General features: G+C 36.8%; 23 protein-coding genes. 2 read left to right on the top strand and 21 right to left on the bottom strand.

The window, feature by feature from the left end:
* Positions 1–12 precede the first annotated feature (12 nt).
* Positions 13–216 carry a CLC_0170 family protein gene (locus HZI73_RS03440; protein ID WP_212696865.1) on the bottom strand — a complete coding sequence of 68 codons (204 nt, stop codon included), beginning with the start codon at positions 214–216 and terminating at the stop codon, positions 13–15.
* A 1450-nt stretch (positions 217–1666) separates the two neighbouring features.
* On the opposite strand from HZI73_RS03440, the gene HZI73_RS03435 reads away from it, so the two are divergent.
* Positions 1667–1882, top strand: coding sequence for a helix-turn-helix domain-containing protein (locus tag HZI73_RS03435; RefSeq protein ID WP_246552343.1), 216 nt, complete (start codon positions 1667–1669; stop codon positions 1880–1882).
* Positions 1883–2051: 169 nt separating this feature from the next.
* Here HZI73_RS03435 and HZI73_RS26625 read toward each other — a convergent pair whose 3' ends face one another.
* The 19 genes from HZI73_RS26625 to HZI73_RS03345 all read right to left on the bottom strand — a co-directional run bounded on the left by HZI73_RS26625 (position 2052) and on the right by HZI73_RS03345 (position 22854).
* Positions 2052–2177: a hypothetical protein gene (locus HZI73_RS26625; RefSeq protein WP_281418858.1), complete on the bottom strand. Its 126-nt coding sequence runs from the start codon at positions 2175–2177 to the stop codon at positions 2052–2054.
* Positions 2178–2415: 238 nt separating this feature from the next.
* The gene (locus HZI73_RS03430; RefSeq protein WP_212696864.1) at positions 2416–3093 is read right to left on the bottom strand and encodes a GntR family transcriptional regulator; all 678 of its coding nucleotides are present in this window, start codon (positions 3091–3093) and stop codon (positions 2416–2418) included.
* A gap of 140 nt (positions 3094–3233) precedes the next feature.
* Positions 3234–4100 (bottom strand): 4-(cytidine 5'-diphospho)-2-C-methyl-D-erythritol kinase, encoded by an 867-nt coding sequence (gene ispE / locus HZI73_RS03425; RefSeq protein ID WP_212696863.1) that lies wholly within the window; start codon positions 4098–4100, stop codon positions 3234–3236.
* Positions 4101–4365: 265 nt separating this feature from the next.
* Positions 4366–5943, bottom strand: a complete 1578-nt coding sequence (locus tag HZI73_RS03420; RefSeq protein ID WP_212696862.1) for a DUF3794 and LysM peptidoglycan-binding domain-containing protein — start codon at positions 5941–5943, stop codon at positions 4366–4368.
* 161 nt (positions 5944–6104) lie between these two features.
* Positions 6105–6353, bottom strand: coding sequence for a Veg family protein (locus HZI73_RS03415; RefSeq protein WP_212696861.1), 249 nt, complete (start codon positions 6351–6353; stop codon positions 6105–6107).
* Between the two features lie 310 nt (positions 6354–6663).
* Positions 6664–7074: a protease complex subunit PrcB family protein gene (locus HZI73_RS03410; RefSeq protein WP_212696860.1), complete on the bottom strand. Its 411-nt coding sequence runs from the start codon at positions 7072–7074 to the stop codon at positions 6664–6666.
* 51 nt (positions 7075–7125) lie between these two features.
* Positions 7126–8826, bottom strand: a complete 1701-nt coding sequence (locus HZI73_RS03405) for a phospho-sugar mutase (protein WP_212696859.1) — start codon at positions 8824–8826, stop codon at positions 7126–7128.
* 184 nt (positions 8827–9010) lie between these two features.
* Complete coding sequence (locus HZI73_RS03400; protein ID WP_212696858.1) at positions 9011–10459, bottom strand: PEGA domain-containing protein; 1449 nt, start codon at positions 10457–10459, stop codon at positions 9011–9013.
* Positions 10460–10633: 174 nt separating this feature from the next.
* On the bottom strand, positions 10634–12334 hold the full coding sequence (locus HZI73_RS03395) for an O-antigen ligase family protein (protein WP_212696857.1): 1701 nt from the start codon (positions 12332–12334) through the stop codon (positions 10634–10636).
* Positions 12335–12564: 230 nt separating this feature from the next.
* Positions 12565–13758, bottom strand: a complete 1194-nt coding sequence (locus HZI73_RS03390) for a pyridoxal phosphate-dependent aminotransferase (protein WP_330619683.1) — start codon at positions 13756–13758, stop codon at positions 12565–12567.
* A gap of 251 nt (positions 13759–14009) precedes the next feature.
* On the bottom strand, positions 14010–15002 hold the full coding sequence (locus HZI73_RS03385) for a DUF4097 family beta strand repeat-containing protein (protein WP_212696856.1): 993 nt from the start codon (positions 15000–15002) through the stop codon (positions 14010–14012).
* Positions 15003–15005: 3 nt separating this feature from the next.
* Positions 15006–15590 carry a DUF1700 domain-containing protein gene (locus HZI73_RS03380; RefSeq protein WP_408648278.1) on the bottom strand — a complete coding sequence of 195 codons (585 nt, stop codon included), beginning with the start codon at positions 15588–15590 and terminating at the stop codon, positions 15006–15008.
* Positions 15583–15903: a PadR family transcriptional regulator gene (locus HZI73_RS03375; protein WP_212696854.1), complete on the bottom strand. Its 321-nt coding sequence runs from the start codon at positions 15901–15903 to the stop codon at positions 15583–15585. The genes HZI73_RS03380 and HZI73_RS03375 overlap by 8 nt, the downstream gene beginning before the upstream one ends.
* Before the next feature lie 305 nt (positions 15904–16208).
* Entirely contained in the window at positions 16209–16970 is a 762-nt protein-coding gene (locus HZI73_RS03370; RefSeq protein ID WP_212696853.1) for a hypothetical protein, read from the bottom strand.
* A gap of 4 nt (positions 16971–16974) precedes the next feature.
* Complete coding sequence (locus HZI73_RS03365; protein ID WP_212696852.1) at positions 16975–17700, bottom strand: fluoroquinolone export ABC transporter permease subunit; 726 nt, start codon at positions 17698–17700, stop codon at positions 16975–16977.
* Positions 17700–18557, bottom strand: coding sequence for an ABC transporter ATP-binding protein (locus HZI73_RS03360; protein ID WP_212696851.1), 858 nt, complete (start codon positions 18555–18557; stop codon positions 17700–17702). Before HZI73_RS03360 ends, HZI73_RS03365 begins: the two co-directional genes overlap by 1 nt.
* Before the next feature lie 5 nt (positions 18558–18562).
* The gene (locus tag HZI73_RS03355) at positions 18563–19249 is read right to left on the bottom strand and encodes a TetR/AcrR family transcriptional regulator (protein ID WP_212696850.1); all 687 of its coding nucleotides are present in this window, start codon (positions 19247–19249) and stop codon (positions 18563–18565) included.
* 279 nt (positions 19250–19528) lie between these two features.
* A complete protein-coding gene (locus HZI73_RS03350; protein WP_212696849.1) occupies positions 19529–20185 on the bottom strand; it encodes a TetR/AcrR family transcriptional regulator in 657 nt (218 codons plus the stop codon).
* Between the two features lie 119 nt (positions 20186–20304).
* A complete protein-coding gene (locus HZI73_RS03345; RefSeq protein WP_212696848.1) occupies positions 20305–22854 on the bottom strand; it encodes a PEP/pyruvate-binding domain-containing protein in 2550 nt (849 codons plus the stop codon).
* A gap of 124 nt (positions 22855–22978) precedes the next feature.
* Here HZI73_RS03345 and HZI73_RS03340 point away from each other — a divergent pair, with 124 nt between their 5' ends.
* Positions 22979–23554: a TetR/AcrR family transcriptional regulator gene (locus HZI73_RS03340; RefSeq protein WP_212696847.1), complete on the top strand. Its 576-nt coding sequence runs from the start codon at positions 22979–22981 to the stop codon at positions 23552–23554.
* A gap of 10 nt (positions 23555–23564) precedes the next feature.
* Here the strand turns inward: HZI73_RS03340 and HZI73_RS03335 are convergent, their stop codons facing one another.
* Positions 23565–24356, bottom strand: a complete 792-nt coding sequence (locus HZI73_RS03335; protein ID WP_212696846.1) for a response regulator transcription factor — start codon at positions 24354–24356, stop codon at positions 23565–23567.
* Positions 24357–24373 lie beyond the last annotated feature (17 nt).

The raw sequence follows: 24373 nt of genomic DNA, 5'->3' as shown, positions 1-24373 counted from the left end.
CACCTCACTTATTTAAACTAGTCCGAGAACATTACCTGCAATGTATAGCACAACGCCAAGGGATACATAGATAATGCCCAGTATAAGGGCTATCTTATGCTCCTTCTTGATTTTTTTACGATATAATACTTTTCTATCCCACAAAAGAAGTACCAATCCAACAATCAGCATAATCACCACAAAATTAAGGGAAAAAATACTTCCGAATTTATTCAAAATATTCATTTCGTAATCTACCTTTCTTTTTTACATTTTTTGTAGATGTTGGGTATTTTATTCAAAAAGCTTGGATTCTGTTTTCTAAATTTTTGGTAGCTATGTTATGGTGAATTTGTATGTAGTGGATTATGACAAGCTTATAACTACGATAAAAGATTTTAGAACCGGCAACGGGAGTTATGTGGAACGATATAGTGTGTTAATTCACTCTCGTTGCGTTTGTTGCTTGAGCTGTTTTAAAGGAATGGCAACAAGCCGCAAAAGTCGTTTATTAACACACTATATCGTTCTTTGAATTGTGCCACGTATGAGACAGATGTAAACCGCTTATGTACAAGGGGTATGATTTAGTTGAACTTCTGTTGCCGATTAGAACAGGCAATGGGAGTTACGTGGAACGATATAGTATGTTAATGCACTCTCGTTGCGTTTGTTGCCTGAGCTATTTTAAAGGAATGGCAACAAGCACAAAAGTCGTTTATTAACACTACATGGTATATACCTTACTACTGTTAATTTTTGTTATTATTATTTTACAACTACGAAAAAGAGTTTAAAACCAGCAACGGGAGTTATATGGAACGATATAGTGTGTTAATGCACTCTCATTGCGTTTGTTGCCTGAGCTGTTTTAAAGGAATGGCAACAAGCCGCAAAAGTCGTTTATTAACACACTATATCGTTCTTTAGATTGTGCCACGTATGAGCCAGATGTAAACCGTTTATGTAGCAAGGGGCATGATTAAATTGTAGAGTATGTCGGATTCATATCCACCATAATGCGGAACCCTAGGATTAGATAAAATTCCTCTGGCTCAATAAGCGATTCTTAACTGGCTTTATCGTGATATGACTTTCCTATACTATATAGGGTGTTCATCAACGACTTTTGCAGCTTGTCGCCTCCGCTCTTATAATTAAAAGCGACAAATGCAACGAGAGTTGATGATCACCCTATATGGTATATACTCAACTCCCGTTGTCTGTTTTATCTCTTTCATTATCATTACTAAAACTACGATAGTAAGGGCTTGAACCAACAACGAGGGCTTACATAAACAAGACTTCATATACTTCTACAATACATAATTTATTCAGTATAATACCAATCCTACAGTTAGATAAAACTCCTCTGGCTCAATAAGCGATTCTTAACTGGCTTCATCGTGATATGACTTTCCTATACTATATAGGGTGTTCATCAACGACTTTTGCAGCTTGTCACCTCCGCTTCTATAAATAAAAGCGACAAATGCAACGAGAGTTGATGAACACCCTATATGGTATCTACTCAACTCCCGTTGCCGGTTCACCCTTTCTCTTATGAAGCCAATACAAACCAACCCAAACCTCTAACACCTCCAAACTAGCAAAAAAAATAGGCGCATTAAGCCTAAAATCTCATATCACCTAAACTTATAAGGTATAATATCAATGAGGTGATGTTATGATATGGAAAAATATAAAACATCTAAGAGAAGATCATGATTTTAAACAAATATATATTGCAAATCTATTACATATTGACCAAGGAAGCTACTCACGTTATGAACGAGGTGAAACACCTATAACCGTGGAGACATTATGTAAGCTTGCCGATTTTTATGGAACTAGTTTGGATTACTTGGCTGATCGAACAAAAAATAAAACGCCATATGAATAATTGTATATCCTATCCTCTTGATTTTAAAATGACAAAATAGTGATACAATCAACGAAAAATACACTTTATCAGTTGACAATATACCCTCTAAACTGGTATGATGGATATATAGAAAAGGACACCCGAAAGAGTGTCCATCACCAAATCTTGTCTCTAGGAACGGCTATTCCTAAAGATTTAAAAAGTTTTTGATAAGATAAATAAAAAGGGCTTTAACGATATCAAGCAAGAATTTGCCGATTAATGTTGAAGCTTTTTTTATTTTTTTCTTATTGTTCTTTTTATCTTTAGTCATATGTACTCACCCCCTTACGTATAAAATACGTCTAGGGGTTGCTAACCTACCATTCTAACCATAGGCATCACCTCATTAGCAGGTGATAAGACAATCTTAGGTGTCCTATAAGCGAATATTCGCTCAATTACATTATACAATTTTCGACAAGATTTGGCAATAGATTTTCACGAATAAACTTTACTTTCTAACAATTTTAAAAAAAGACCATCATGCACCATGCATGATAGCCTTATTCCTATCGATTCTTTTTATCAAATATTTCAATAACGGCTTTTTCTTGATTTTCAATATGCTGTAATGCTATTTCTCTTGCTTGCTCCACATTTCGGTTTTCTATGAACTCTAGAATTTGATTATGTTCACGAACGAGATTATCGTAATTACCAAGTTTACGGATATACTCTACACGATACCGATATATTTGTTCCCTTAGATTGTTAACGATATGAATGAGTTTCTCATTTTCTGTGGCATTAAAAATCGTATCATGAAATTCCACATCTTTTGAGATAATGCTGCTGATATCTTTTTCGCTACAGGCTGTTTGGAAGGCATCACTTGTGCGTTTCAAATCTTCCAAATCTCTTTCAGACATCTTCTCACAAGCAATCTTCACAGCTAATTCTTCTAATGCGCCACGAACTTCCAGAACATCTTTGATATCTTTATGAGTAACCCTTGCTACTTCTGCACCTTTTCGGGGGATCATGACAACCAAGCCTTCTAACTCTAACTTACGTATGGCTTCACGTATTGGCGTTCGGCTTACACCCATTCTCTCAGCAAGTTGCTTCTCCATCAATCGTTCACCAGCTACTAACTCCCCTTTTAGAATTGCTTCTCTAAGCGTGTTAAATACAACATCTCTCAATGGCAGATATTCATTTAAATTTACTTTTAGTTTATCATCCATCACTTGCTACTTCCTTTCATGATTACTTTTCTTCTCTATTCACTCAACTGTCAGTACATCTATCATATATCCTAGGTTTTCATATCGTATTCAAGTATGACGATAAATTGAAGGACTGACAAAATATTCATGTGCATCATCTATCGGTTAAATATGGTTGTTGTATAGATGAATTTAGCCATGTTTTTCACTTTTAATTGATGTGCTAGATGATATGCTTTTTGCTTATCATCACATAAACCATAGACCGATGGACCACTACCACTCATGAGAGCACCTATGGCTCCATTATTTATCATAAACGTCTTAATACGTTCAATGACCGGGTATTCCTTCATGGTTACAGTTTCAAGTACATTACCTAACGCACGGCATATACCATGCAAATCACCAGCTTCAATACCCTGTATAATAGCTTCTGTATCGGGTCTTTCCTTAATGTTTGTTACATCAAGGTTATTATATACAAATGCAGTAGATACACTTATATTAGGCTTTGCTATAACCACATACGCTTTTGGAAATGATTTTAGGGGTGTTAGTTTTTCACCAATTCCCTCTGACAAAGCCGTTCCCCGCATCAAACAATAGGGAATATCAGCCCCAAATTTTGTACCTATTTCCATCATTTTATCCATGGTCATATCTAAATCAAATAATTTATTCATAGCAATGATAGTAGCTGCTGCATCACTGCTGCCACCAGCAAGCCCTGCTGCAACAGGTATGACTTTAAAAAGATCAATAAAAACACCTGTTTCTATGGCATATTCTTCTTTGATATATTGAACCACCTTATAGACAAGATTTCTTTTATCCACTGGTAAAAAAGGCAGGTTCGTTTGTAATTTTATTTGGTCACTCTTTATCTTCTTTAAATTGATTTTATCATAGAGATTCACGGTTTGCATGATCATTTTTACATCATGATAGCCATCATCTCTTCTTCTCAAAACATCAAGTGATATGTTAATCTTCGCTCGTGCTTTTATATTTATTCTATTCATAAATGCCCTTTCAACGGTGTGTTGAACTTGCTGCTGATAAAACGACGTCCATTCAACTTATATTTTAATCTTAAGATACGTCTTGTGTATAATGTACAATTGTACTTATCTTGTACCTTGTATACTTAATATTATATACAATGCATATTTATAAATCAAGTCAAAAGAATAAAAGTCATGTCTTTACATAAGAATGTCCTATCTCATTTATAATTAAAATCTCTATAAGAGGACAAAAAAAGAACGCCTAAGCGTTCTATTATCTCTATATCTCTAGTCCATCTATATTTTTAACGATAATGAGTTTATCGCCTCTTTTTACATCGCCTGCATCCAAGTTATTAATTTGTCTGATGTCATCTACCTTGGTGTAATAATTTTTTGCAATGTCCCATAGTGATTCATTATCTTTTACGATATACCCTACAACACTAGGGATACCTTGAATCTTTTTAAGATCAAGGGGTTCCTCAGCTAAACCATTAATGACATTCACTTCTTGTTTATCAAAAATAATGGTGTCTAAAGATACGCCACATTTCACTTCCACTTCTTTTTCACCAAGCATGCTGCAGTTCATATAGTTAATGGATGGTCGAATGGACATATTACTGTCTTTTTTTATACCTTCTGCATCAATGACTTGGTTGAAAGGCAACATGGTGCTATAGACATTAATAGGGCTGTTATCGTCTGCTGCTACATATATAATATTGCAGAATACAACGCCTTCAACTTCTACTTTGTCTTCATACACATCAATGTTATCTACATTCACATCACCAGTAGCATAATAGATTTGCATCATATCTGGGTCATGGCTTGCAAGTTCAATGCTTTCTTTTATTTTACACTGGCTTTGATTCTTACATAACAAGGTTTCGTATTCCACCAGTTCTTTATTAATCTGTACATCACCAGATAAGGAATACACGTCTGTCAGGATATTACTCTTTTCTTCTGAATACACTTTAATGTCTAAACTGGTCATCACATCAACAGATAATACCCGTTCCTCACCATCAAGGTCTGGTCTAATCTGGATTTTGTCCTCTACAATCTTGATATCGATGTCCGAATACATATCTTCATTGACACCGTGACATTCGATAACACCATTAAATGGTATCTCATGCTCCACAAATTCAAGGGAATTTTCCCCGGTTTCACCAAGATATAGGGTAGCCAATGCAATGGTACCTTTTACATTTACTTTGTCGTCCAACAAGCGAATTTCTTTGTTTTTGATGGATCGGTCATACCATAGTATTTCTGTGATATTGGGTTTACTACTTGGTATAGCCAGTTCATCTTTTATTTTATAATTTTCTTTCTTGGATGCCAGTAATTTACAAACGGTGATATCGTCCCATTTGCTTTGAATGTCTTTTTCACCGCACACATCAATGGGTACATACATGTCTTTTTTCTCATCAACCATGACTTTTACTTGGATAATAGCCTTCATGTTAATCTTCCGCGTATTGATGGGCGTAATCTTCATTTCTTCAACTGCATATTCTGCCTTGATATGATCTCCTTTTGCTACACCATCCATGTTTACGGCTTCCTCTATGGGAATAAGGTTCATCATGTTATGTACAGGTTTTGAATCATTAAGAGGCACATATAGTATCTTACAATGAAAATCTCCTTTGACCATTACCTTGGAATCATAGACATCAATACCCGTGATATTCACTACACAATGGTTCTGTAATATTTTATCGATATCTGGTTTGATATCTGGCACATTCATATCTTCATCAATAGTCATCTGAAGCATGCGGTTACCTTTGGGCTTAATTAGTGTTATATTTCTTTGTTCCAATTCCAAACTCAAAAAAATCCCTCCTAAACCTTTGTCTATATTATTATATTAAGGTTAGGAAGGATTTTATGACTATTTTTTATATCGAGAATTCCGTTATGTGAAATTTTCCATTTTCCAATCGGTTATTGCATCTATTAGTACGTACATGATAGAATGAGAGCTGTTCTTATTTATTCTTGACACAACGATAATTCAACGTTATTTGTTAATAAATCAGTATAGCTATAGGATACTGTACGATAGGTATTCTGTAGTTCGTTTTGTACTTTTACAACAAAGATACTAGGATATGTGCTTTGTAATACACCTTGCTTAATGACGATTCTTTTTCGTCCCTTATTTGCCTTTACCAAAACTTTACTACCGACATAACCATCAACACGTTTTCTTACCTCGGTAATATCTTCTTTTGCAATCATTTTAACCACCTCATCTTTAACAACTACTACTAGTATATCACATATACATATAGCAGGTCAATAAATTTTAAAATTATATCAAATTTCATTCGAATTGTCAATAGACTTCCATCACTTTTTAAGATTTTAGTGCTTTTTACCATAAAAAGGGGGCCAAAAAAGGCACCTGTGGTGGTTATCTTTTACATCCCTTTTTGAAATCTCTAACTAATATTATATCCATTTTTTACAATTCTATACCTTTTTACTTCGAATTTGTTTAAAATGCATAGAAAAAGGAAAAGCAGCTGCTTTTCCTCTTCAACCCTATTTACTTATAATATACAGGTAATGATAAATCTTGAGTCTTGATGACGATGTATGGATAGGTTAGACTCATGGTGACATTATCATCTTTGGATGGTCCTAGTAAATCTGTCATGATAACCACATAATCCTCAGTTTCATAGACTTCTTTTACTTGTATACTATAGCCTCCTGTTGGTTGTTCACCATATCCTACGACTATGTACAAGTACTGACCATCACTAAAACTAAATTTAAATGCTTCTTTTTTGGATTCTTCAATTTTTTCAGCTATGATATCGGGTATATCTACTTCGTCAATAACCGTGAAATCCAAATCTTTAATTTTATCGTCTTCTTGCTTTTTCATTTTATTACATGACGTCAACATCAACAGCATAACAATCGTCAGTATCCATATGAATAATTTTTTCATGCCTTCACCATAAAATAACTATTTTTACATTCTATTGTTTAAATGGATAAATTATGCCATAATTTCCTTAATTAGAGCCATAACACCTGCAACAAATGTTTCTAAATGTGCGCTGGCTTCTTCTGACGTAGGGTCTTTCACACCGAAATAAAATTTGACCTTTGGCTCTGTGCCTGATGGTCTAACGCAGAACCATGATTCGTCTGCCAATTCATAATACAACACGTTAGACTTTGGTAAATCCGTATCCTCCATGTAATCGGTAGCTTTCACAATGTCTACGTCACCAATATGTTTTGGCGGATTGGCTCTTAATGTGGATAAAATATGCTTTATTTTATTAACGCCTTCAATACCTTTTAGGGTAATGGCTTCTAAGGTTTCTTTATAATAGCCGTATTTTTCATAAGCTTTCATAAGGGCATCATATAAAGTCATGCCTTTTTGCTTATAGTAAGCACCCATCTCACAAACTAGCATGGTGGCAACCACTGCGTCTTTATCTCTAGCATGGGTACCAATCAGGCAGCCGTAACTTTCTTCGAATCCAAATAGGTAGTCAAAGCTCTTATCTTCTTCAAATTCCTTAATCTTTTCACCAATGTACTTGAACCCTGTTAACACTTCAATGAGCGCCATATCATAATGGGCGGTTATGGCTTTGGCCATATTGGTTGTGACAATGGTCTCTATAACGGCTCCATTAGCAGGTAGAATGCCTTTTTCTTTTTTCTGTCCTAAGATATAGTCTAGGAGTAAAACACCAATCATATTGCCTGTAAGGGCTTCATATGCCCCATCATGTTTGACAAGTACACCAAGACGGTCTGCATCGGGGTCTGTAGCAAGAATAATATCACCATCTTTTTCTTGACCCAGTTGAATGCCCAGCTCAAAAGCTTTGATGTCTTCTGGGTTAGGGTAACCAACTGTTGAAAAATCACTGTCTGGTAATTCTTGCTCAGGTACCACTAAAACTTTATTGAAGCCAATTTCTTTTAGAATCCTTCTCACAGGAATATTCCCTGTGCCGTGAAGGGGTGTATAAATGATGGTAAAATCATCGGCTTCTGCTTGGATCACTTCTGGATTAATCAATTGTTTTTTTAGGGCTTCCATATAGTCGTCATCCATGTCTTGACCGATGACTTCATAGAGTCCTTTTTCTATTGCTGCCTGTTTATCCATGGTTTTTACATGGGCATAGTCTTTCACCTTGCCAACTTCTGCAATAATGGCCACATCTCTTGGGGATGTAATCTGTGCGCCATCTTCCCAATAGACCTTGTAGCCGTTATATTCAGGCGGGTTGTGGCTGGCTGTTACCACAATACCTGCTACAGCATTTAGTTCTCTTACTGCAAAGGATAATTCTGGCGTGGGTCTAAGACTTTCAAAAACATAGGCTTTGATGCCATTTGCCGCTAGCACAAGGGCTGCTTCGTCTGAAAACTCAGGTGACATGCGACGTGAATCATAGGCAATGACCACACCTTTATCTGCTGCTGCATCCCCTTCCTGTCGTATGTAATTAGCTAGACCCTGAGTGGCTTTCCTAACGGTATAGATATTCATCCGATTGGTTCCAGCACCAATGACACCTCTTAGTCCACCTGTTCCAAATTCCAAGTCTTTATAAAAGCGTTCCTCAATGTCTGTTTCGTCCTCTTTAATTGTCATTAACTCTTGCTTCGTTGCTTCGTCAAAATAGTCACTTTCTAACCAACTGGTATATTTGTCTAAATGTGTCACTTGTTTACCTCCTAAAATATTATTTACAAAGTGATGATTCACTTTTTATCACAGTTTTACTTGTCTGATGACAACAGACAAGGGCTATCTCATCCCAAACGTGGTCAAGTACTAAGATAAAGCTTCTTCTAGTTGACAATGTTTGGATAAGACAAACCCTCTATGGATACTTTTCGCTTATGAACTAGTCTGTATTATAGTTATCCGATGAAGGTGTATCCGAATTGCTTGTATCTTCTAAGCTATCACGTGGTACATCACCTTCATTGCCTGTATCTGAATGGTTGGGTGAATGCTCTTGAGAATCATTGGATGAATCTTGGTCATCGTTCCCACCATTATTTTCATTTCCTGGGTCTGTATGATCTATACTTTCCATTTTCTTTAATGGTTCAAATGTCCAATAAGCATCCTTCCCATCATCTTCAACTCTTGCAGGATGCATCTTAGAGTAATAGCCATCTTTCCTTAAGGTTACCGTATAGTTACCTGGGTCGATTGGTATTGATATAGGGATTTTACCACTAAAATTCCCATTAATATATATATCTACGCCTTCAGGGCTATCAACATGCAGAAAAATTGGTTTTTTTTCAAGGTTAATATCAAACTTGGTAAATGGCTGGTTCACGACTAGTTCTTTCTCCCAATCCACATATTGGTCTTTAACTACTTTTATGTTATACGTACCATACTCCAGAGAAATAGGCTCGGAAAAATCGTTATAAACCTTATCGTTAAGGGTGAACTCAATACCCTCTTGAAAGACATTGACTTCAACGATTCCCATTCTAGGGGAGGCATCACTTACATCAATAAGCACCTTCTGACCATTAGCGACCATGACTTCTGTTTCATAGTTAAGCTCATCTTTTGTGACAACAATATTATGGACACCTACCGGTACAACTACTGATGTCACATCTTCAATATCCACCATCTTGCTTATACCAATTTCTAACACACCACCTACAAAATAACTGTGATTTTTCAAGGTAATAAAACCGTGACCACTTTCCATAATAAGGGTCCATACTTTATCTTGATACCCTCTTAAGGTCACTTTATCTTCTGGCTTGATATCCCCGATGTTCATAAAGTCACCATTAAAAACACTAACGGCTTCGTCCGCATAGCCATATTGGTCGTTACCGATGGTGATGGTATGTTTTTCTGCATCCACATGGAGACCGGATATACTTTTACGTTCCCATGTCTTGGCTGTAATATGCACATATTCGGGTCGATTGGATGCTGTATCGTACTTGGTTTCTACCATATCCCCTATATTAAATTGAACCAAGGTTAGAAGAGAATCATATTCGTCTTTCATATCCACGGCACTATCAATAGCCAATGACACCACATCGTTGGTTTCAATGTTGAGTATCGTTAACATATTATTGCTTGAATCCACGTTTTTTATGACAGCTAATGCACGGGCATACTGGATATCCCCATTATCATTGGTTTGCGTATCTTGGGCATTATGTTCAGCACCATCAACAGGTCTTCTATTTTTAGCTGGTTTGTTCATAAATGTCATCAATAAAATAATGACTGTGACACATACAAGACCACCAACCCCAATAATGGTCATCTTGGTCACAATATCCATTTTCTTTTTCTTCATTTTTACTCACCTCTAGATTATTTGAGATCGGTTATTAACCTTCTTATCTTCCTACTTGTTATGTATATCCTTTTATCTTTAATTACATTGTTGCCTATCTCCATGGACATCATACCTTTTAGGCAGAAGGTATCTGTCATGGCCTAATTGTGACAGACGTTATCATTGTATCTGTCACTCCACCAAAAGAATATCCAGTATCTGTTCTGTTTCTTGTTGGTTCTTGAGCAATTTTTCGGACATGGACAAGTTTGGTTTATGCTTTACATTATAAGAGGTAAGCCTCTCTTTTGCAAGTCTCTCCAAATAATAGGGGATTTCTAATAATTCTCTAATGGTATCATAAGCTTTTTCTGGATGTTTTAATGTGAGCTGTTCCTTTAGCTGCAGTAATAACAGATCACTGTATATTTCCAAGTGAAATACACCCAATGGATTCAACTCAACCATCTTTCTTGCTGATGTAAGAGCTTCTTCTAATTCACCGTTACGGTTGTGTAAATCTCGCATGATGCGATGGCCTGCTAGATGATAGGGATTTTGTCTCAGAATCTCTTGGGCTAAATCATAAGCTCGATCTTCATCCTTGACTTCATATGCACGAGCTAGGGCTGCTTTTGCCTCCGTATCATAGGGATATAGATAAATGGCAGCTTCTTCTAAGCCCATATACGCACAATAGGTGCTTATACCCATATACATATAGACCATGACAGCACCTATAGGGAGGATATATCCTAATCCTCTGGATACCGGCAGCTTGCGGATTTTGTCCTGATCCACGTAGACAATCATCATAAGCACCATTAATACAGCTGGAAATTCCCAATCAAAATCCATAGCCCCATGTCCAAAGATAACAAGAATGGCAAGTTTCTCATGAAAAGCTAACCGCTTACCAAACATGTTCATTATAAAATAAATGCCGACTAATGCCATGCCAATGATACCAATATCTAACCCAATCTGAATAATTTGACTGTGACTATATTTCACAAAATAAGTAGCTCCAGTCTGGTATAGCCGCTGTAAATAGAAAAATCCTAAATGTCCTGTTCCTAACGGATAATCTTCTATAATAGCTAGACTGTCTTGGTAATAGAGTAACCGGGTCGTCCATTCACTGACAGTTGGTGATGTGGCCTCAATACGTCCTATCATATGACTTAGCCCACTGTTGTACATGACCCCATAGCCCAAACCCATTCCAAGTAAACAAGGCCATAGTATGCTACGCACCCTTCTTCGATCATACAGGACATAAACCACCATGGTACCTATACTTATCATAAAAATACTCCGACTAAAGGTAAGAAATAAACCCGTCCACATCAGCACTAGACCCACCATAGAACCCTGATTCAACCGGTCTTTTGACACGAGAAAGAGAATGCCCACAATTATCAATAAGCCAAATGTGTTTGGATATTGCAGCACAGATCCTAGGCGGCCATTCTGAATAAAGTAGTCCCCTAAAAAGGGTATATAGAAAGCCAAGATACCCAAAAATGCCATGATCACACAACAAACAATGACGGTATCCATAAATAGAGCCTTGGCATGTTGATGTTTGATTTGGGTGATGACCAGATAGAAAAGATAGACAACTAAGACTTTTAGTGCACCCATAAAGGCCATACCAAAATCCACAGCATAAAAAACGGTAGCAAAATAAAGCCCCACACCAACAAGTAATACCAGATGATTGAGGCTTTTTTCTATATAGATGCTTTTATAACGAATAAAATACCCTAAGAGAATACCTATTAGAATAGCGCCTACTGTATAAGCCATATGATAGAAGTATAAGCCTTTCCACAGAAGGGTTAGTGCTATTATACCACTTAATAAAACATGCATTTTGTTTTTCGTCATGACCATTTTCCTTTGTTATGTCATTTTTCATGTCCTATTCTACCTTTTATTAAGGATTCTCACAAGGGTTAAATTAAATGAATATGTCATCATGTTGCATATGGCGCTTATTATTTGAAAAACGAACCAAGCCATTTATACATTCCGCATTGACCAATAGGGTCATTAAACATGTTGTCATGGTTGGCAAATGTATGTCATTGACCATGATAATTGGCATCTTGTTTATTCTATTTCATATCATAGGACTGCCATAATTTTTCAAAAGCAGGCAGTGAATTCATTACCGTATCATGAGCAATACAGTAAGCCAAACGCACATAACCTGGACACCCAAATGCAGAACCGGGCACTAACAGTAAATTAAATGCTTTGGCATCTTTGCAGAATTGTTTGTCATCAGCAATAGGTGTTTTCATGAATAAATAGAAAGCCCCTTCTGGTTTTAATACGCCAAAGCCTAATTGAGTAAGGTGTTCATACAATACATTTCGATTCTTTTCATACACACTTAAGTCAACCTTAACCCCTAGTGTTTTGGCAATGACACGTTGGAAGAGGGAGGGTGCATTCACAAAACCAAGGATGCGATTGGCTACATTTAATCCAGCCATCACGTCATCCACATCTTCAATCTTCGGATGAACAACTAAGTATCCAATTCTTTCACCTGGTAAGGATAAGGATTTTGAATAGGAATACACAATAACCGCGTTGGTATGATAGTGTAACAAGTAAGGTACTTCTATATTGTCATAAACAATTTCTCGATAAGGTTCATCGGATATGAGAAAAATACCATGACCGTATTCTTGTTCTTTGGCTTTGATGATATTTGATAGTTGTTCCAATGTCTCATGGCTGTATATAACCCCTGTTGGGTTGTTAGGCGAATTAATTAACACAGCTTTTGTTTTATCTGTGATATGCTGTTCAAAGGCTTTAAGGTCAGGTTGGAATGATGTTTTGTCCGATGGGACAATCACTAATTTAGCATGATGGTTGTTGGCATAATTGCGATATTCACTAAAAAAAGGTGCAAAGACAATCACTTCATCATCCGGGTTTAGAAGTGTTTTAAAAAGGACATTCAACCCGCCTGCTGCACCACATGTCATGACAATGTGTTCTTTGCCCACTTGGGTATTGTATTGCTCACTGGTATAAGCAGCTATTTTTTCACGTACATCCTCATAACCTGAATTATTCATATACCCATGTACCATGGATGGTGATTCTTCATCAAGTATCTCATGAATGGCTGTTACAATTTCTTTTGGTGGTTCAACATTGGGATTCCCTAAACTAAAGTCAAACACTTTATCTGGCCCATAGATGCTTTTTAGTCGCTTTCCTTCTTCAAACATAGCCCTGATTAACGAGCTGCTATTGACTAGATCTCTCATCTTATTTGATATCATCATTAACCTCCTTCAATTTGTAGTCATCAATCAAATTCTATCAAAGATTATGATGAAACTCAAATGAAATCTTTATTTAACTGTAAATAAATGTGGTCTTGTCAATGCTTTTTTCTACGGCTTATGGCAAAGATAATGAATCTAAAAGTTAATACGACCATCTTTTGTTAGTAATCCTCACACACATACATTCCCGACACCCCTATAGTGTGTGCATTAATGGCTAGATACAAGGGATATATCAACTATCTTGGTTAATCTAAAAAGATGATATCAATATCGCCAGAGCCTGTTTCAACGGTTAACGTTTTTTCACCAATGCTGATATTATCGGGAAGATTGTTCTTACCTGAAAAAGTTGATGTGCTAATGGTGAACTTGCCTGCACTATCTTTAATACTCCCGTCAATATCACCAGAACCTGCTCTTAGGCTAATCGATTTCTTTGCAACGATGTTATCAAATCGCATTTTCCCCGATCCTGTTTTAGCGGTTAATGCATCAACAGCTATTTCTGAAAAAGTCATACGCCCTGAAGTTGTTAATAGATCAGCAGTACTTGCGCCCCTTAATGCACTAATTTCAATCCAGCCGCTACTACCTTTTGCAGAAAAATCCCCATTAAGGGCTATCTGATTGGCTTCAATTTTTCCTGATCCTGCTCTAATGGCAATGCTGCCTTCACTACTCATGTTGCTTGCTTTTAGGCGGCCAGAAGAAATGGAAAGGGTTATATCAGAGCCCGAATCAATATTGTTTAGCTCTAGGCTGCCGGATCCAGCTGAGAGATGGATATCTGCTCCTGCACTAATATTTTCTACAATGACTTCACCAGAGATAGACATTAATGACAGAGAACCTGAATAGTCAGCAGGTACACCAATGACTAAAGTATATAGGCTTTCATCAACTATTCTGGGTATTAAGTGATCAACCCATCTTAATTCATTATGATAGGTTATGCTTAAATCCCCATTATTGTTGACTGTTTTGAAATGAATATCTTTTGTTTCAACCCAGGATAAGGTTAATTCGTCGCCATCAACATCATAAGCCTTTATATTCAAGGAATCACAATCTGCTGTGATACTTTTTATCTCGCTGATGGGATAGGCGTCTTCATGAGTTGTTGCCCTGGATAGATTTGCTTGTCTTGCAATCATTGAACTACCTGCCCAGATAGCGATTATACCAACAATAACAATGCCTATGGCAACGCTGATTATTAATTTCATATATTTCTTCATGTTTTATGCACTCCTTTTTTTTGCAAGACTTATTTTAGCTGTCTCCCAACTGTAATGGGTGAATTTTATCAGTAATTTAGATAGTAGAAAAGCACCGAAAAACAGTAGTACGGAAAGTCCAACGCCAGTCATAAATAAACCAAAGAATACAACGCCATTACCAACCCCATTGGTAAAGAACGTATTAAACAACGAAACCACTGCTGCACCGACGCTTGAAGCGGAAGCCACCCATACAGATGCAACTGCTGCCCATGCCACAATATATAAAGCAACCCCGATTACCGCAAAAACAACAGACAGTGGAAACCATAGAGGAAAACCAAGTATAAGCAGCACTGTCAGCAGCCGGTTATTATTATATCTCATTTTGGATTTAACCAAAGTGGACATGGGTGTGTTTAAGATTGCAAGATCAGCCAAATGCGCCACATCACCGAGAGCGTCAACAGCTTCTTCCTCCGTCATGCCTTCTTCCATTTGATCGTCAATAATTTCAGCATAGTAAGATAATGTTTTTTCTCGTTCAACCTTTGGTAATGAACTCAATAGTTCTGATAGCGCATATAAAAAAGCTTTTTTATTCATATTGCTCCACAGCTCCTTTAATGTATTCGTAAATCAAGGTCAAGTTTTCCCATTCGGATAAAAAAGCCTGAACCCTTTTTTTGCCTACAGCAGTTATCTTGTAGTATTTTCTTAATCGCCCATTATACGCTCTTGAATGAACCGTTACAGCACCAGCCTTTTCCAATCTGTTAAGAATGGGATAGAGGGTTGATACTGATATTTCGATTACATTTGAAAGGTCTTTGATGATTTTGTACCCGTATGATTCCTGCTTTAGTAAAACACTCAAAACGCATATATCTAAAACACCGCGTTTTAACTGTATATCCATAATATATCACCTCTCACAGTATATTATATGACGCATAGTATTATGTGTCAAGTATTATATATTTTTGGCTATCTTCATTAAAAACAAGTACTTGGCTATCATTAAAAGCGGCTAGGTCTCGTTGTGCAAAGGGGTCTAGTCCGTTAGAATAGTTTCTATGCCATATAAAACGCTTCTTTTTTTATGCTAAATTAGAGAACATTCTTATGATATAAAAAAAGTAGGAAAGCTTATTGAGCTGTCTCCTATAAGACAATAAAAGCGCCAACCTTAAGAAAGTATTGGCGCTTCTAAGAAAAAGAATTTTAATAGTGATAGAGTGTTTTCTCGAATTTCCTCATGAGAAGTTTAATCATAACAAATTGCAAGACAATACCTACCACGAGGGCTATCAGCCATGAGCTATGTCCATCTAATGCCAGCCAATAGGCTTTACTAATCCAGTAGGGTGGAAAAATACCAAACAGGTATTGCAGTGGTTCCTTCACAAACCAACTCAATAAAACAAATAACCCACCTAGAGATAAGAACTTGCCATAACCCATTCCTTGTAGTTTCCCATCAGCAAAACCAGCTAAGAATAGCATAATAATTGGACCAAACAGCGAACCTCCTATTGCAATGAGTACCATCTGCCAGAAAGGCAGTACCAGTATCCCCACAATATAAAATTGAAACATGATAATAACAAAGGATATGATGGTGGTGATCACAATTCTATAGGTGTTAAATTTTCTAGGTGACACAGGTGTCACCAGCATGGCCACGGCTGTACCGTCATCTTTTTCGGATAAAGCCAAAAATCCAGAAACTGCTCCTGCCAGCATGCCCCCCATATACAATAGGAAAAAAGCCACAATAATGGGGTAGTAATAAGATAAGGCATGTGGGATAGTGGCATTGGGAAGGAATCCCTTATCTGCCAAATAACTGTTAGCCCATGGTAACAAGAATTTCAAAACAACCGCAATATACACAACAAATAAGAGTAATGTGATTAGAATGAGTTCTCTTCTAATTAAACGCATATCATTTTTACCGATATTTCTTATGCTTTTAGATATCATATTATCACCCCATTTTCATTATAATGTGCTTATTATATGACTTAAAAGCCCATTTAGTTAAAACAATTAATAGACAACCCATATACACAGTGGCATAGATCCATTCCCATGATGCTAAAGGTGTAAAGGCACCTTGTATAAACATAATGGGTGCACTGGTGGGTATAACTAAAAATATTGGATGTTCAAAAATATGCCAAAAGTGTATAATCGGTACTTGAAGTAGAATCATCAACATGACCACAGGAATCATATAATCGGTTATTTTTTTGAAACGAACGGTCATACCTATTCCCACAATGGTATAGAGCAGGTTAATGATAATAATGCCTATAATGAGTATCAAAAAGTTAGGTAGTGGTGTGCCCTTTACAATGGATAAGTAAACAATGGGTACACCCACCATGATGATAATTTCAATGGTTGCCAAAAAGGTTAACGTTATCATTTTGGATGTGAGATACGCTCTTGTACTTAATGGCGATACAATGATGGCATTCAAAATACCTTCATCTTTTTCGGAAAGAATCAGACCACCTACAAAAACAAGGGTGGTTCCACCAACAAGCAATAACATAGCAGCAGGTATAACCGTTACGATTTGGTCTGGTTTTAGTAGTATTGAGAAGATGATTGCAAAGATAACGGCTAAACCAATACTGATGGCGTATAATTTATTACGTGCCTGTATAATCACATCTTTTTTAATGGTTGAAGTCATTGGCTTCATTAGTCCAACTCCTCTCCTGTTATCTGAATAAAAATGTTGTCGAGAGTTGTTTCTTGAGAATGCAAACGGTCAATGGTAACCCCTGAATTGAGCAGATGATAGAATGCTTCATTCTTCCCAAGCCCTTCTATAGGGAATTCCTTGTTGCCTTCTTTACCCTTATCATGATAAGTCACTTTGACATTTCTTTTACCGTATTTTTTCTTAAGTGCTTCTGGTGAATCAATGGCACGGATGTTACCATCTGTGACAAAAGCCACTTGATCACATAATTCATCAGCTACCATCATGTTGTGGGTTGTAATGAATACGGTGGTTCCAAGGTCACGGAATCTCAGAATTAAATCTTTGATATTCCTAGCATTCACTGGATCAAGTCCACTGGTAGGCTCATCTAAGAATAATAGTTTTGGCTTGTGAATTAAACTACGGGCTACATTTAATCTAATTTTCATACCTTTACTATAATCACTCACCCGCTTATGGGCATCTTCTTCCAGTCCCACCCATTTTAACAGCTCCATGGGTTCATAGGTACTGCCACTGTAAAGGGAGCCAAAATAAGTTAAGTTTTCGAAAGCAGTGAGCTTCGTATAATGATTGGGCATCTCAAAGGATATACCAATTTTTTCATAGAGGTCTGCATGCCAAGCGTTAATTTCTTTGTTCATAATTTTCACGTCGCCAGAATAGCCCTTCAAAAGTCCATATAGAATCTTTTGTGTGGTTGACTTACCAGCTCCTGATGGACCTAAGAAACCAAATATTTCTTTGTTCTTCACTTCAAAATTCAAGCCTTTTAATGTTTCTTTCTTATTTCCTGAATAGGTAAAAACCAAGTCTTTAACGCTAATCATAACGATCACTCCTCCATATTTTCTTGTGCCTCATAATAGCTTACAGTTGCTGCTGCAATATCTCTTAGTACTTGTTTCCCTGCCTCACTATTGCCTCCATCTTCAGGTGTTAGTGCTCGGTCCATGAAAACGGCAATGGCCTCAATAACTTCATCTGTTGGCGGTATCTCGTCATAACGTTTTACATCACCCATACTGACTAGACTAAATGCTAGCATATCCATGATATGAGCTGTCATTTTGGGGTCCACATCTTTTCTTACAGCACCTACATCCATCATTTTTTGGATAAACTCTTTACGGATACCTGCCGTACTGTCCTTTTTGAAAAAACTGTTATCTTTCTTTACATAACTTCCGAGTACTTTTAAATCTTTTTTGAAAATGGCTATCATGAGTTCTGAGCTGGTAATGGCCTTCAGCATGTTCCTATACATACCCGGTAGAAGACCTCCTTTAGGGTCAGACTCAATTAATTCAAACCACCTCAAACTATAGGTTTTTAATTCACGAAACAATAAACTCTCGAACAAATCGTCTTTGCTTTTAAAATGTAAATAAATAGCGCCTTTACTGATGCCTGCATTTTTTGCAACTTCTGCTACCGTTGTTTTGTCAAAGCCGTATTGAATAAACAGCTCCATGGATGCATCCAGTATCCTATTTTCTTTATCGTTATAGTTGAGTTTCATGGGTTCATTCTCTCCTCACTGACCAATTATTCATTCTTGGTCATGTGGTCATTTTAACATATTTATTAAGACAAATCAATAGCTTATTTCTAAAAAATTTTTTTGCTTTACTCTTATTTTGGTCTATTAAGAATGGGTATAAACATATAAAGCAAAAGCCGCCAAAGGTCTCAGCCCTTGAACAGCTTTTGCTTCACTAATTCTTTTAATGTTATCATGATTGTAAATTAACTATCCTTCGTTCTCAGCCACTCCCCCTCGAAGTCATTCTTATAACCCTTAACCTCCAAATGCACCCACTGAGTAAAAATTAAGCTGTCCTTCTTTTGTACCTAATAATCTTTCAATGGTACGTTGAAAAGAGACCTGTAGCCTTCTAATTTCTTCCCCTTTATGTTCGTCCATACCGTAGTAATACCTTGCAATTTTAGCTTTATAATGGTGTGCAATGACTAGAAATAGATCCGGTGTTTCCTCTATATCAACAGGATGAAAAACCCCTTCATCTTGACCTTGCAGCAGGATCTTTTTTACCATGCCAGCATATAAATCATTGGATTTTTGTTGATACCGTACATTAAACATGTCATTACCCTGTTTTTGATGAATGGTATATAAATCCTTATAAAGCTTTTCATGTTTCTTTCTATAGGTTATAACATCTAGCTCCAGCATCTTAAGTTTTTCTATAGCTCCACCTGTTGATTTCTGAACATCTTCGGCAATGGTGCGAATATCCTCCAGAAATAAATCAATAATTTGGGTTAACAGGTCTTCTTTTGATTCAAAATGATAATAAAAAGACCCTTTTGTAATATTCATTTTCTTCAGTATATGATTAATGGACGTGACGTCGTAACCTTTCTCTATAAACAACCCAATGGCTGTCTCCAAAAACTCCCTTTTCCTTGTTTCTTTATCTTTTGAAACCCACATGTTGTCCTCCTTTGTGTTTCACTTTTATTAAACATACCCTTACACTGCACATACTGATGGTATGCTCATTGTAAGGGTATTTTTAGATAAAGTCAAGATGGACTGCTTATTTTTTACAGCTACTTTTTAACTGACGGCTCACATAACTTAACGGTTCCCGCTTCTCCATTTACAATGACCCAATCCCCATCTTTTAACAATTGTGTTGCATAGGTAACCCCTGCAACAGCAGGTGTTCCGTATTCTCTTGCCACAATAGCGCCATGGGAAATAGGACCACCGCTTTCCATAATAAGGGCACCAGCTACTAAAAACAATGGCGTCCACGATGGGTTGGTGTTATGGGTAACAAGGATATCCCCTTTTTCTAAATTCACATCTACAGGTGTATGGAGTACACGAACTCTGCCTTTGTAAATCCCATTTGATATAGGTGTTCCTTTCAAGTAGTCTTTATGGATTACGGGTTGACCATCACTTGGGACATGACTTTCCTCTTCTACCTTTGGATGATAGAAGCATTCCCCTGTGCTCATGATACATCTGGGTATCTGTTGTGCTTGACATTGTATATGGTATTGATCTTTTGCTTTTTTTACAACAGCATTGAGATTTTTGTGGTCTGCCTGCAATAGATCGTTGAAGGTCAAGAACGCTACATCTTCATAATCCTCAAGAGCGTTTGCTTTTTGTAATGTTCTACCCACATCAAGCATCATATCTCGTAATAAATCCATTACCCTTATGACATCAAATTTTGGACGTTCTCGCAATCCTGCAAGTGTCCTGTAATTCATATAGTCATATTTCATTCTTTTTGCTTTTCTTTTACTTTTATCTTTCAATACCTGATGATAGATGGCCTCGATTGTGTCCAATGCCTTTTGATTATTTTTATTCATGGCATCAATACTTTTAGCTGCACTATCACCATCCATATAGGATGCAATAAGGTTTAATATATATCTTGGTTCATCTTTCCAACGTTTTGTACCTATATCCATTTCCGTATCCCCTCGATGGCCATACGTTTTAAGAAATTGGGCAATTAAAGGGTGATTTTCTGTCACCTCTTTTCCCTCTTCTAAGAGTCTCTGAGCAATGTGTGAAAGTTCTATGCCCATGGTTGTCGTAGGGTTATTGGGTAAAACTTGACGGATGGATTCTAAGTCAAATTGGTTGTTGTAGTGTTTTTTAATCCATTTATTATGCTTTTCAACAGCTTGCATGCCGTATTGGCAATAGGCTGCTTGCTTAAAAGCCACAGTAAGGCATTCTTCAGCCACATCTTCCATAAGATGTATTTTATCCTGGATGGTTTTTGTTTGTTGTATTCGGGATGCTACACTTTCCACAAATTCATTTCCCATTTGAATGGCATCTTTTAGGGCTTTATCTGTATCTTTTCCTAACTTAGCATGTTTGGAGAGACCGATCATCCACTTAATTAATCCCCTAGATAGCTTGAATGCACCACCTTGTTTATAAAAAAGTGGACCATATTTCTTTATCATCTGACGAAGAAGTTGAGCGGCTGCAGGGTCTTTTGCTTCGAATATTTTAGGGATATTTTTGGCATAGAATTTCTTACCCACCATTTCTGTTAAATCATAATATAATCGCCCATGAATCATGTTGATCCAGCTAGGGTCTAGATCTTTTTTCTTGAAACCATAATACACACTGGTCCACCCTGCAAGGTTCACTCTTGTAAACTCATAGCCAAGGGGTGTAAAAGGTTGGGTAATGCCTTGAATAACCGTATTGTAACAGATGAACAAACGTAATTTCTTGCTTTTAAGGACATTTTCTTCTATGGGATACAATGTAGTAATATCCCTTGACTGAACAATGAAGAAATCCTGCCCGTCATATGCCCATTCTATATCTTGTGGCTTTTTATACAGATGCTGCACCGTCATGGCTATGGCAACTAACTGCTTCACTTGATCCCGGTCTAAACATGCTTTTAACAACATTGCTTTTCCCACAGGTTGAAGGGATACACCTTTTTCCTCAGCTTGTGTTCGATATGCTTTTTCCATAATGCGTTCACTGATTATATGGCTTGTGACAGAATCGACGATCCACTGATCCGGTGATACCTGACCATCAACAATGGCTTCTCCTAATCCCCATGCACCATTTATCAAAATCTGGTCGTATCTGTTATTCAGGGGATTTGCCATGAATAAGACACCTGATACTTGACTGTGAACCATCCTTTGTATAATAACCCCCATGCTGTTTTTCTTTTTTTGATCTGTTTTTGCTTCGTAATAGGTCTTAACCCGTTCTCCGCTAACAGACTGCATGCATGCCTTTATACGATCTATCATATCCTCAAATGTTGTCACATTGAGAAACGTTTCATAGAGACCTGCAAATGAACTGTCTTCTGCATCTTCTAGAGATGATGAGGACCTGACAGCTAATGGTTCACCATGCAATGCTTCATACACATCCCTCAATTCATGAACAACGGCATCTGGTATTTGGATTGTTCCATCTGGTTGCATAACCTTATCGTATAGTTCTTGACTCATACAATAACCGTCTGGTACTTGAATACCTGCCCTCATCATGATGCCTAGATTAACAGCTTTTGAGCCAAAGTTATGTCTATCCTCTTCCTTTAATTCCCATAATGCTTTAATCATCCTTTGCATAACAACACCTCCCTATTGCTTTAACCCTATACTTATGATACACTTGTATCGTATCTAACATTATTATATAATACTTTTTATAAGGTGTAAATCCTTTAGAAGATAAGAGACAAAGAGGTGACTTATGTATCATATCAAAGAAGATAAACGCTCTAAACAATCCAGTCAATGGATATATGAAGCACTAACACATCTCATGACAATACAGATGTATCAGGACATTACCATTACTGAGATTGTAAAAAAAGCTGAACTTGGACGGGCAACTTTCTATCGTCATTTTGATGGGAAAGATGATGTTCTGGCGTATATCTGTGACAAGACTTTCAAAGGATTAATAGCCCATCTATTGGACTACCAAAAACAGCATGATGTTCAACATAATTCTGACTTTATGGAACCTTTTTTGTATTTTTTTGATCAACATACGGTCATTGTTGAACAGCTTATTCAAGCCAACAGACAAGATATGCTTTCAGAATCCTTGGCAAAGACATTGACATTATTTTTATCGAAGTATAAAGGATTGGTTACAGATTGGGATAAAACTTGGGATTATTTCGTTGCTATCCGTTGTGGTATCACCATTAATATTCTCACGACATGGGTTAAGAATGGTAAGAATATACCACCAAAAGAGTTAAGCACACTATTAATGCAGGAGCTAAAAAGACCCTTTACTGTTAATCAATTTTTATAGTGTTTTGTCTTTACTGCTGACTTGTCATGTTCACTTTTTCTCTTAACTCGGAAGGCGTCATACCGATATATTTCTTAAAAATTGAACTAAAATATCGAGAGTCTTTAAAACCTATTAATTCTGCCACTTGGTATATTTTAATATGATCATCTTGTAATAACTGAGTGGCTTTATGGATGCGGTATCTAGTGAGGTAATCCACAAAGGTATACCCTGTCTCTTTTTTAAATAATCTGCTCAGATAACTATCCGATATATATAATGCTTCCGCAACATCTTTTATGGTGAATTCGTGATAATAGTTACTGATGATGTATTTGACAGCATTGACCACGTACTTCTTCTTTCCTTCCAAGTTATCAAGAGGATATTCTTCAAAATCTAACAAGTAACTGGAACACGATTCATCTTTATTATAGATATCTTGTTCCTCATGGATATGTTTTACTGTTTTAAGAAGAGCATCTATAAGCGCCCTATCTTCCACAGGTTTCAGTAAATATTCTTTTACACCTAAAGATATAGCTTGTTGAGCATATTTAAAATCATCAAAACCTGATAAGATAATATACTTTGCTCTGGATTGATTTTCAAGGGCTTTAATCATATCGATTCCATTCATTTTAGGCATACGCACATCCGTTATCACAATATGGGGTTTTACACGTTTAATGATTTCTATGCCTTCTAAACCATTAGCTGCTTCACCGACAACTTTGCAGCCCATATCATCCCAAGGGGTGGTGAGTACTAACCCTTTTCTCGTTAAGTTTTCATCTTCAACTACGACAACTTTTACCATGCAAACGCATCCCTTCA

Origin of the sequence: Vallitalea pronyensis (genome assembly GCF_018141445.1) — a bacterium.
In the GTDB taxonomy this organism is placed as follows: Bacteria; Bacillota; Clostridia; order Lachnospirales; family Vallitaleaceae; genus Vallitalea; species Vallitalea pronyensis.
Note: the sequence above shows the minus strand (reverse complement) of the source record. Positions and strands in the feature narration are given on the sequence as shown.

Coding starts and splice junctions, on each gene's coding strand:
- HZI73_RS03435 (WP_246552343.1), top strand. CDS start 1,667: ATGATATGGAAAAATATAAAACATCTAAGAGAAGATCATGATTTTAAA.
- HZI73_RS26625 (WP_281418858.1), bottom strand. CDS start 2,177: ATGACTAAAGATAAAAAGAACAATAAGAAAAAAATAAAAAAAGCTTCA.
- HZI73_RS03430 (WP_212696864.1), bottom strand. CDS start 3,093: ATGGATGATAAACTAAAAGTAAATTTAAATGAATATCTGCCATTGAGA.
- ispE (WP_212696863.1), bottom strand. CDS start 4,100: ATGAATAGAATAAATATAAAAGCACGAGCGAAGATTAACATATCACTT.
- HZI73_RS03415 (WP_212696861.1), bottom strand. CDS start 6,353: ATGATTGCAAAAGAAGATATTACCGAGGTAAGAAAACGTGTTGATGGT.
- HZI73_RS03410 (WP_212696860.1), bottom strand. CDS start 7,074: ATGAAAAAATTATTCATATGGATACTGACGATTGTTATGCTGTTGATG.
- HZI73_RS03400 (WP_212696858.1), bottom strand. CDS start 10,459: ATGAAGAAAAAGAAAATGGATATTGTGACCAAGATGACCATTATTGGG.
- HZI73_RS03395 (WP_212696857.1), bottom strand. CDS start 12,334: ATGACGAAAAACAAAATGCATGTTTTATTAAGTGGTATAATAGCACTA.
- HZI73_RS03390 (WP_330619683.1), bottom strand. CDS start 13,758: ATGATGATATCAAATAAGATGAGAGATCTAGTCAATAGCAGCTCGTTA.
- HZI73_RS03385 (WP_212696856.1), bottom strand. CDS start 15,002: ATGAAGAAATATATGAAATTAATAATCAGCGTTGCCATAGGCATTGTT.
- HZI73_RS03380 (WP_408648278.1), bottom strand. CDS start 15,590: ATGAATAAAAAAGCTTTTTTATATGCGCTATCAGAACTATTGAGTTCA.
- HZI73_RS03375 (WP_212696854.1), bottom strand. CDS start 15,903: ATGGATATACAGTTAAAACGCGGTGTTTTAGATATATGCGTTTTGAGT.
- HZI73_RS03370 (WP_212696853.1), bottom strand. CDS start 16,970: ATGATATCTAAAAGCATAAGAAATATCGGTAAAAATGATATGCGTTTA.
- HZI73_RS03365 (WP_212696852.1), bottom strand. CDS start 17,700: ATGAAGCCAATGACTTCAACCATTAAAAAAGATGTGATTATACAGGCA.
- HZI73_RS03360 (WP_212696851.1), bottom strand. CDS start 18,557: ATGATTAGCGTTAAAGACTTGGTTTTTACCTATTCAGGAAATAAGAAA.
- HZI73_RS03355 (WP_212696850.1), bottom strand. CDS start 19,249: ATGAAACTCAACTATAACGATAAAGAAAATAGGATACTGGATGCATCC.
- HZI73_RS03350 (WP_212696849.1), bottom strand. CDS start 20,185: ATGTGGGTTTCAAAAGATAAAGAAACAAGGAAAAGGGAGTTTTTGGAG.
- HZI73_RS03345 (WP_212696848.1), bottom strand. CDS start 22,854: ATGCAAAGGATGATTAAAGCATTATGGGAATTAAAGGAAGAGGATAGA.
- HZI73_RS03340 (WP_212696847.1), top strand. CDS start 22,979: ATGTATCATATCAAAGAAGATAAACGCTCTAAACAATCCAGTCAATGG.
- HZI73_RS03335 (WP_212696846.1), bottom strand. CDS start 24,356: ATGGTAAAAGTTGTCGTAGTTGAAGATGAAAACTTAACGAGAAAAGGG.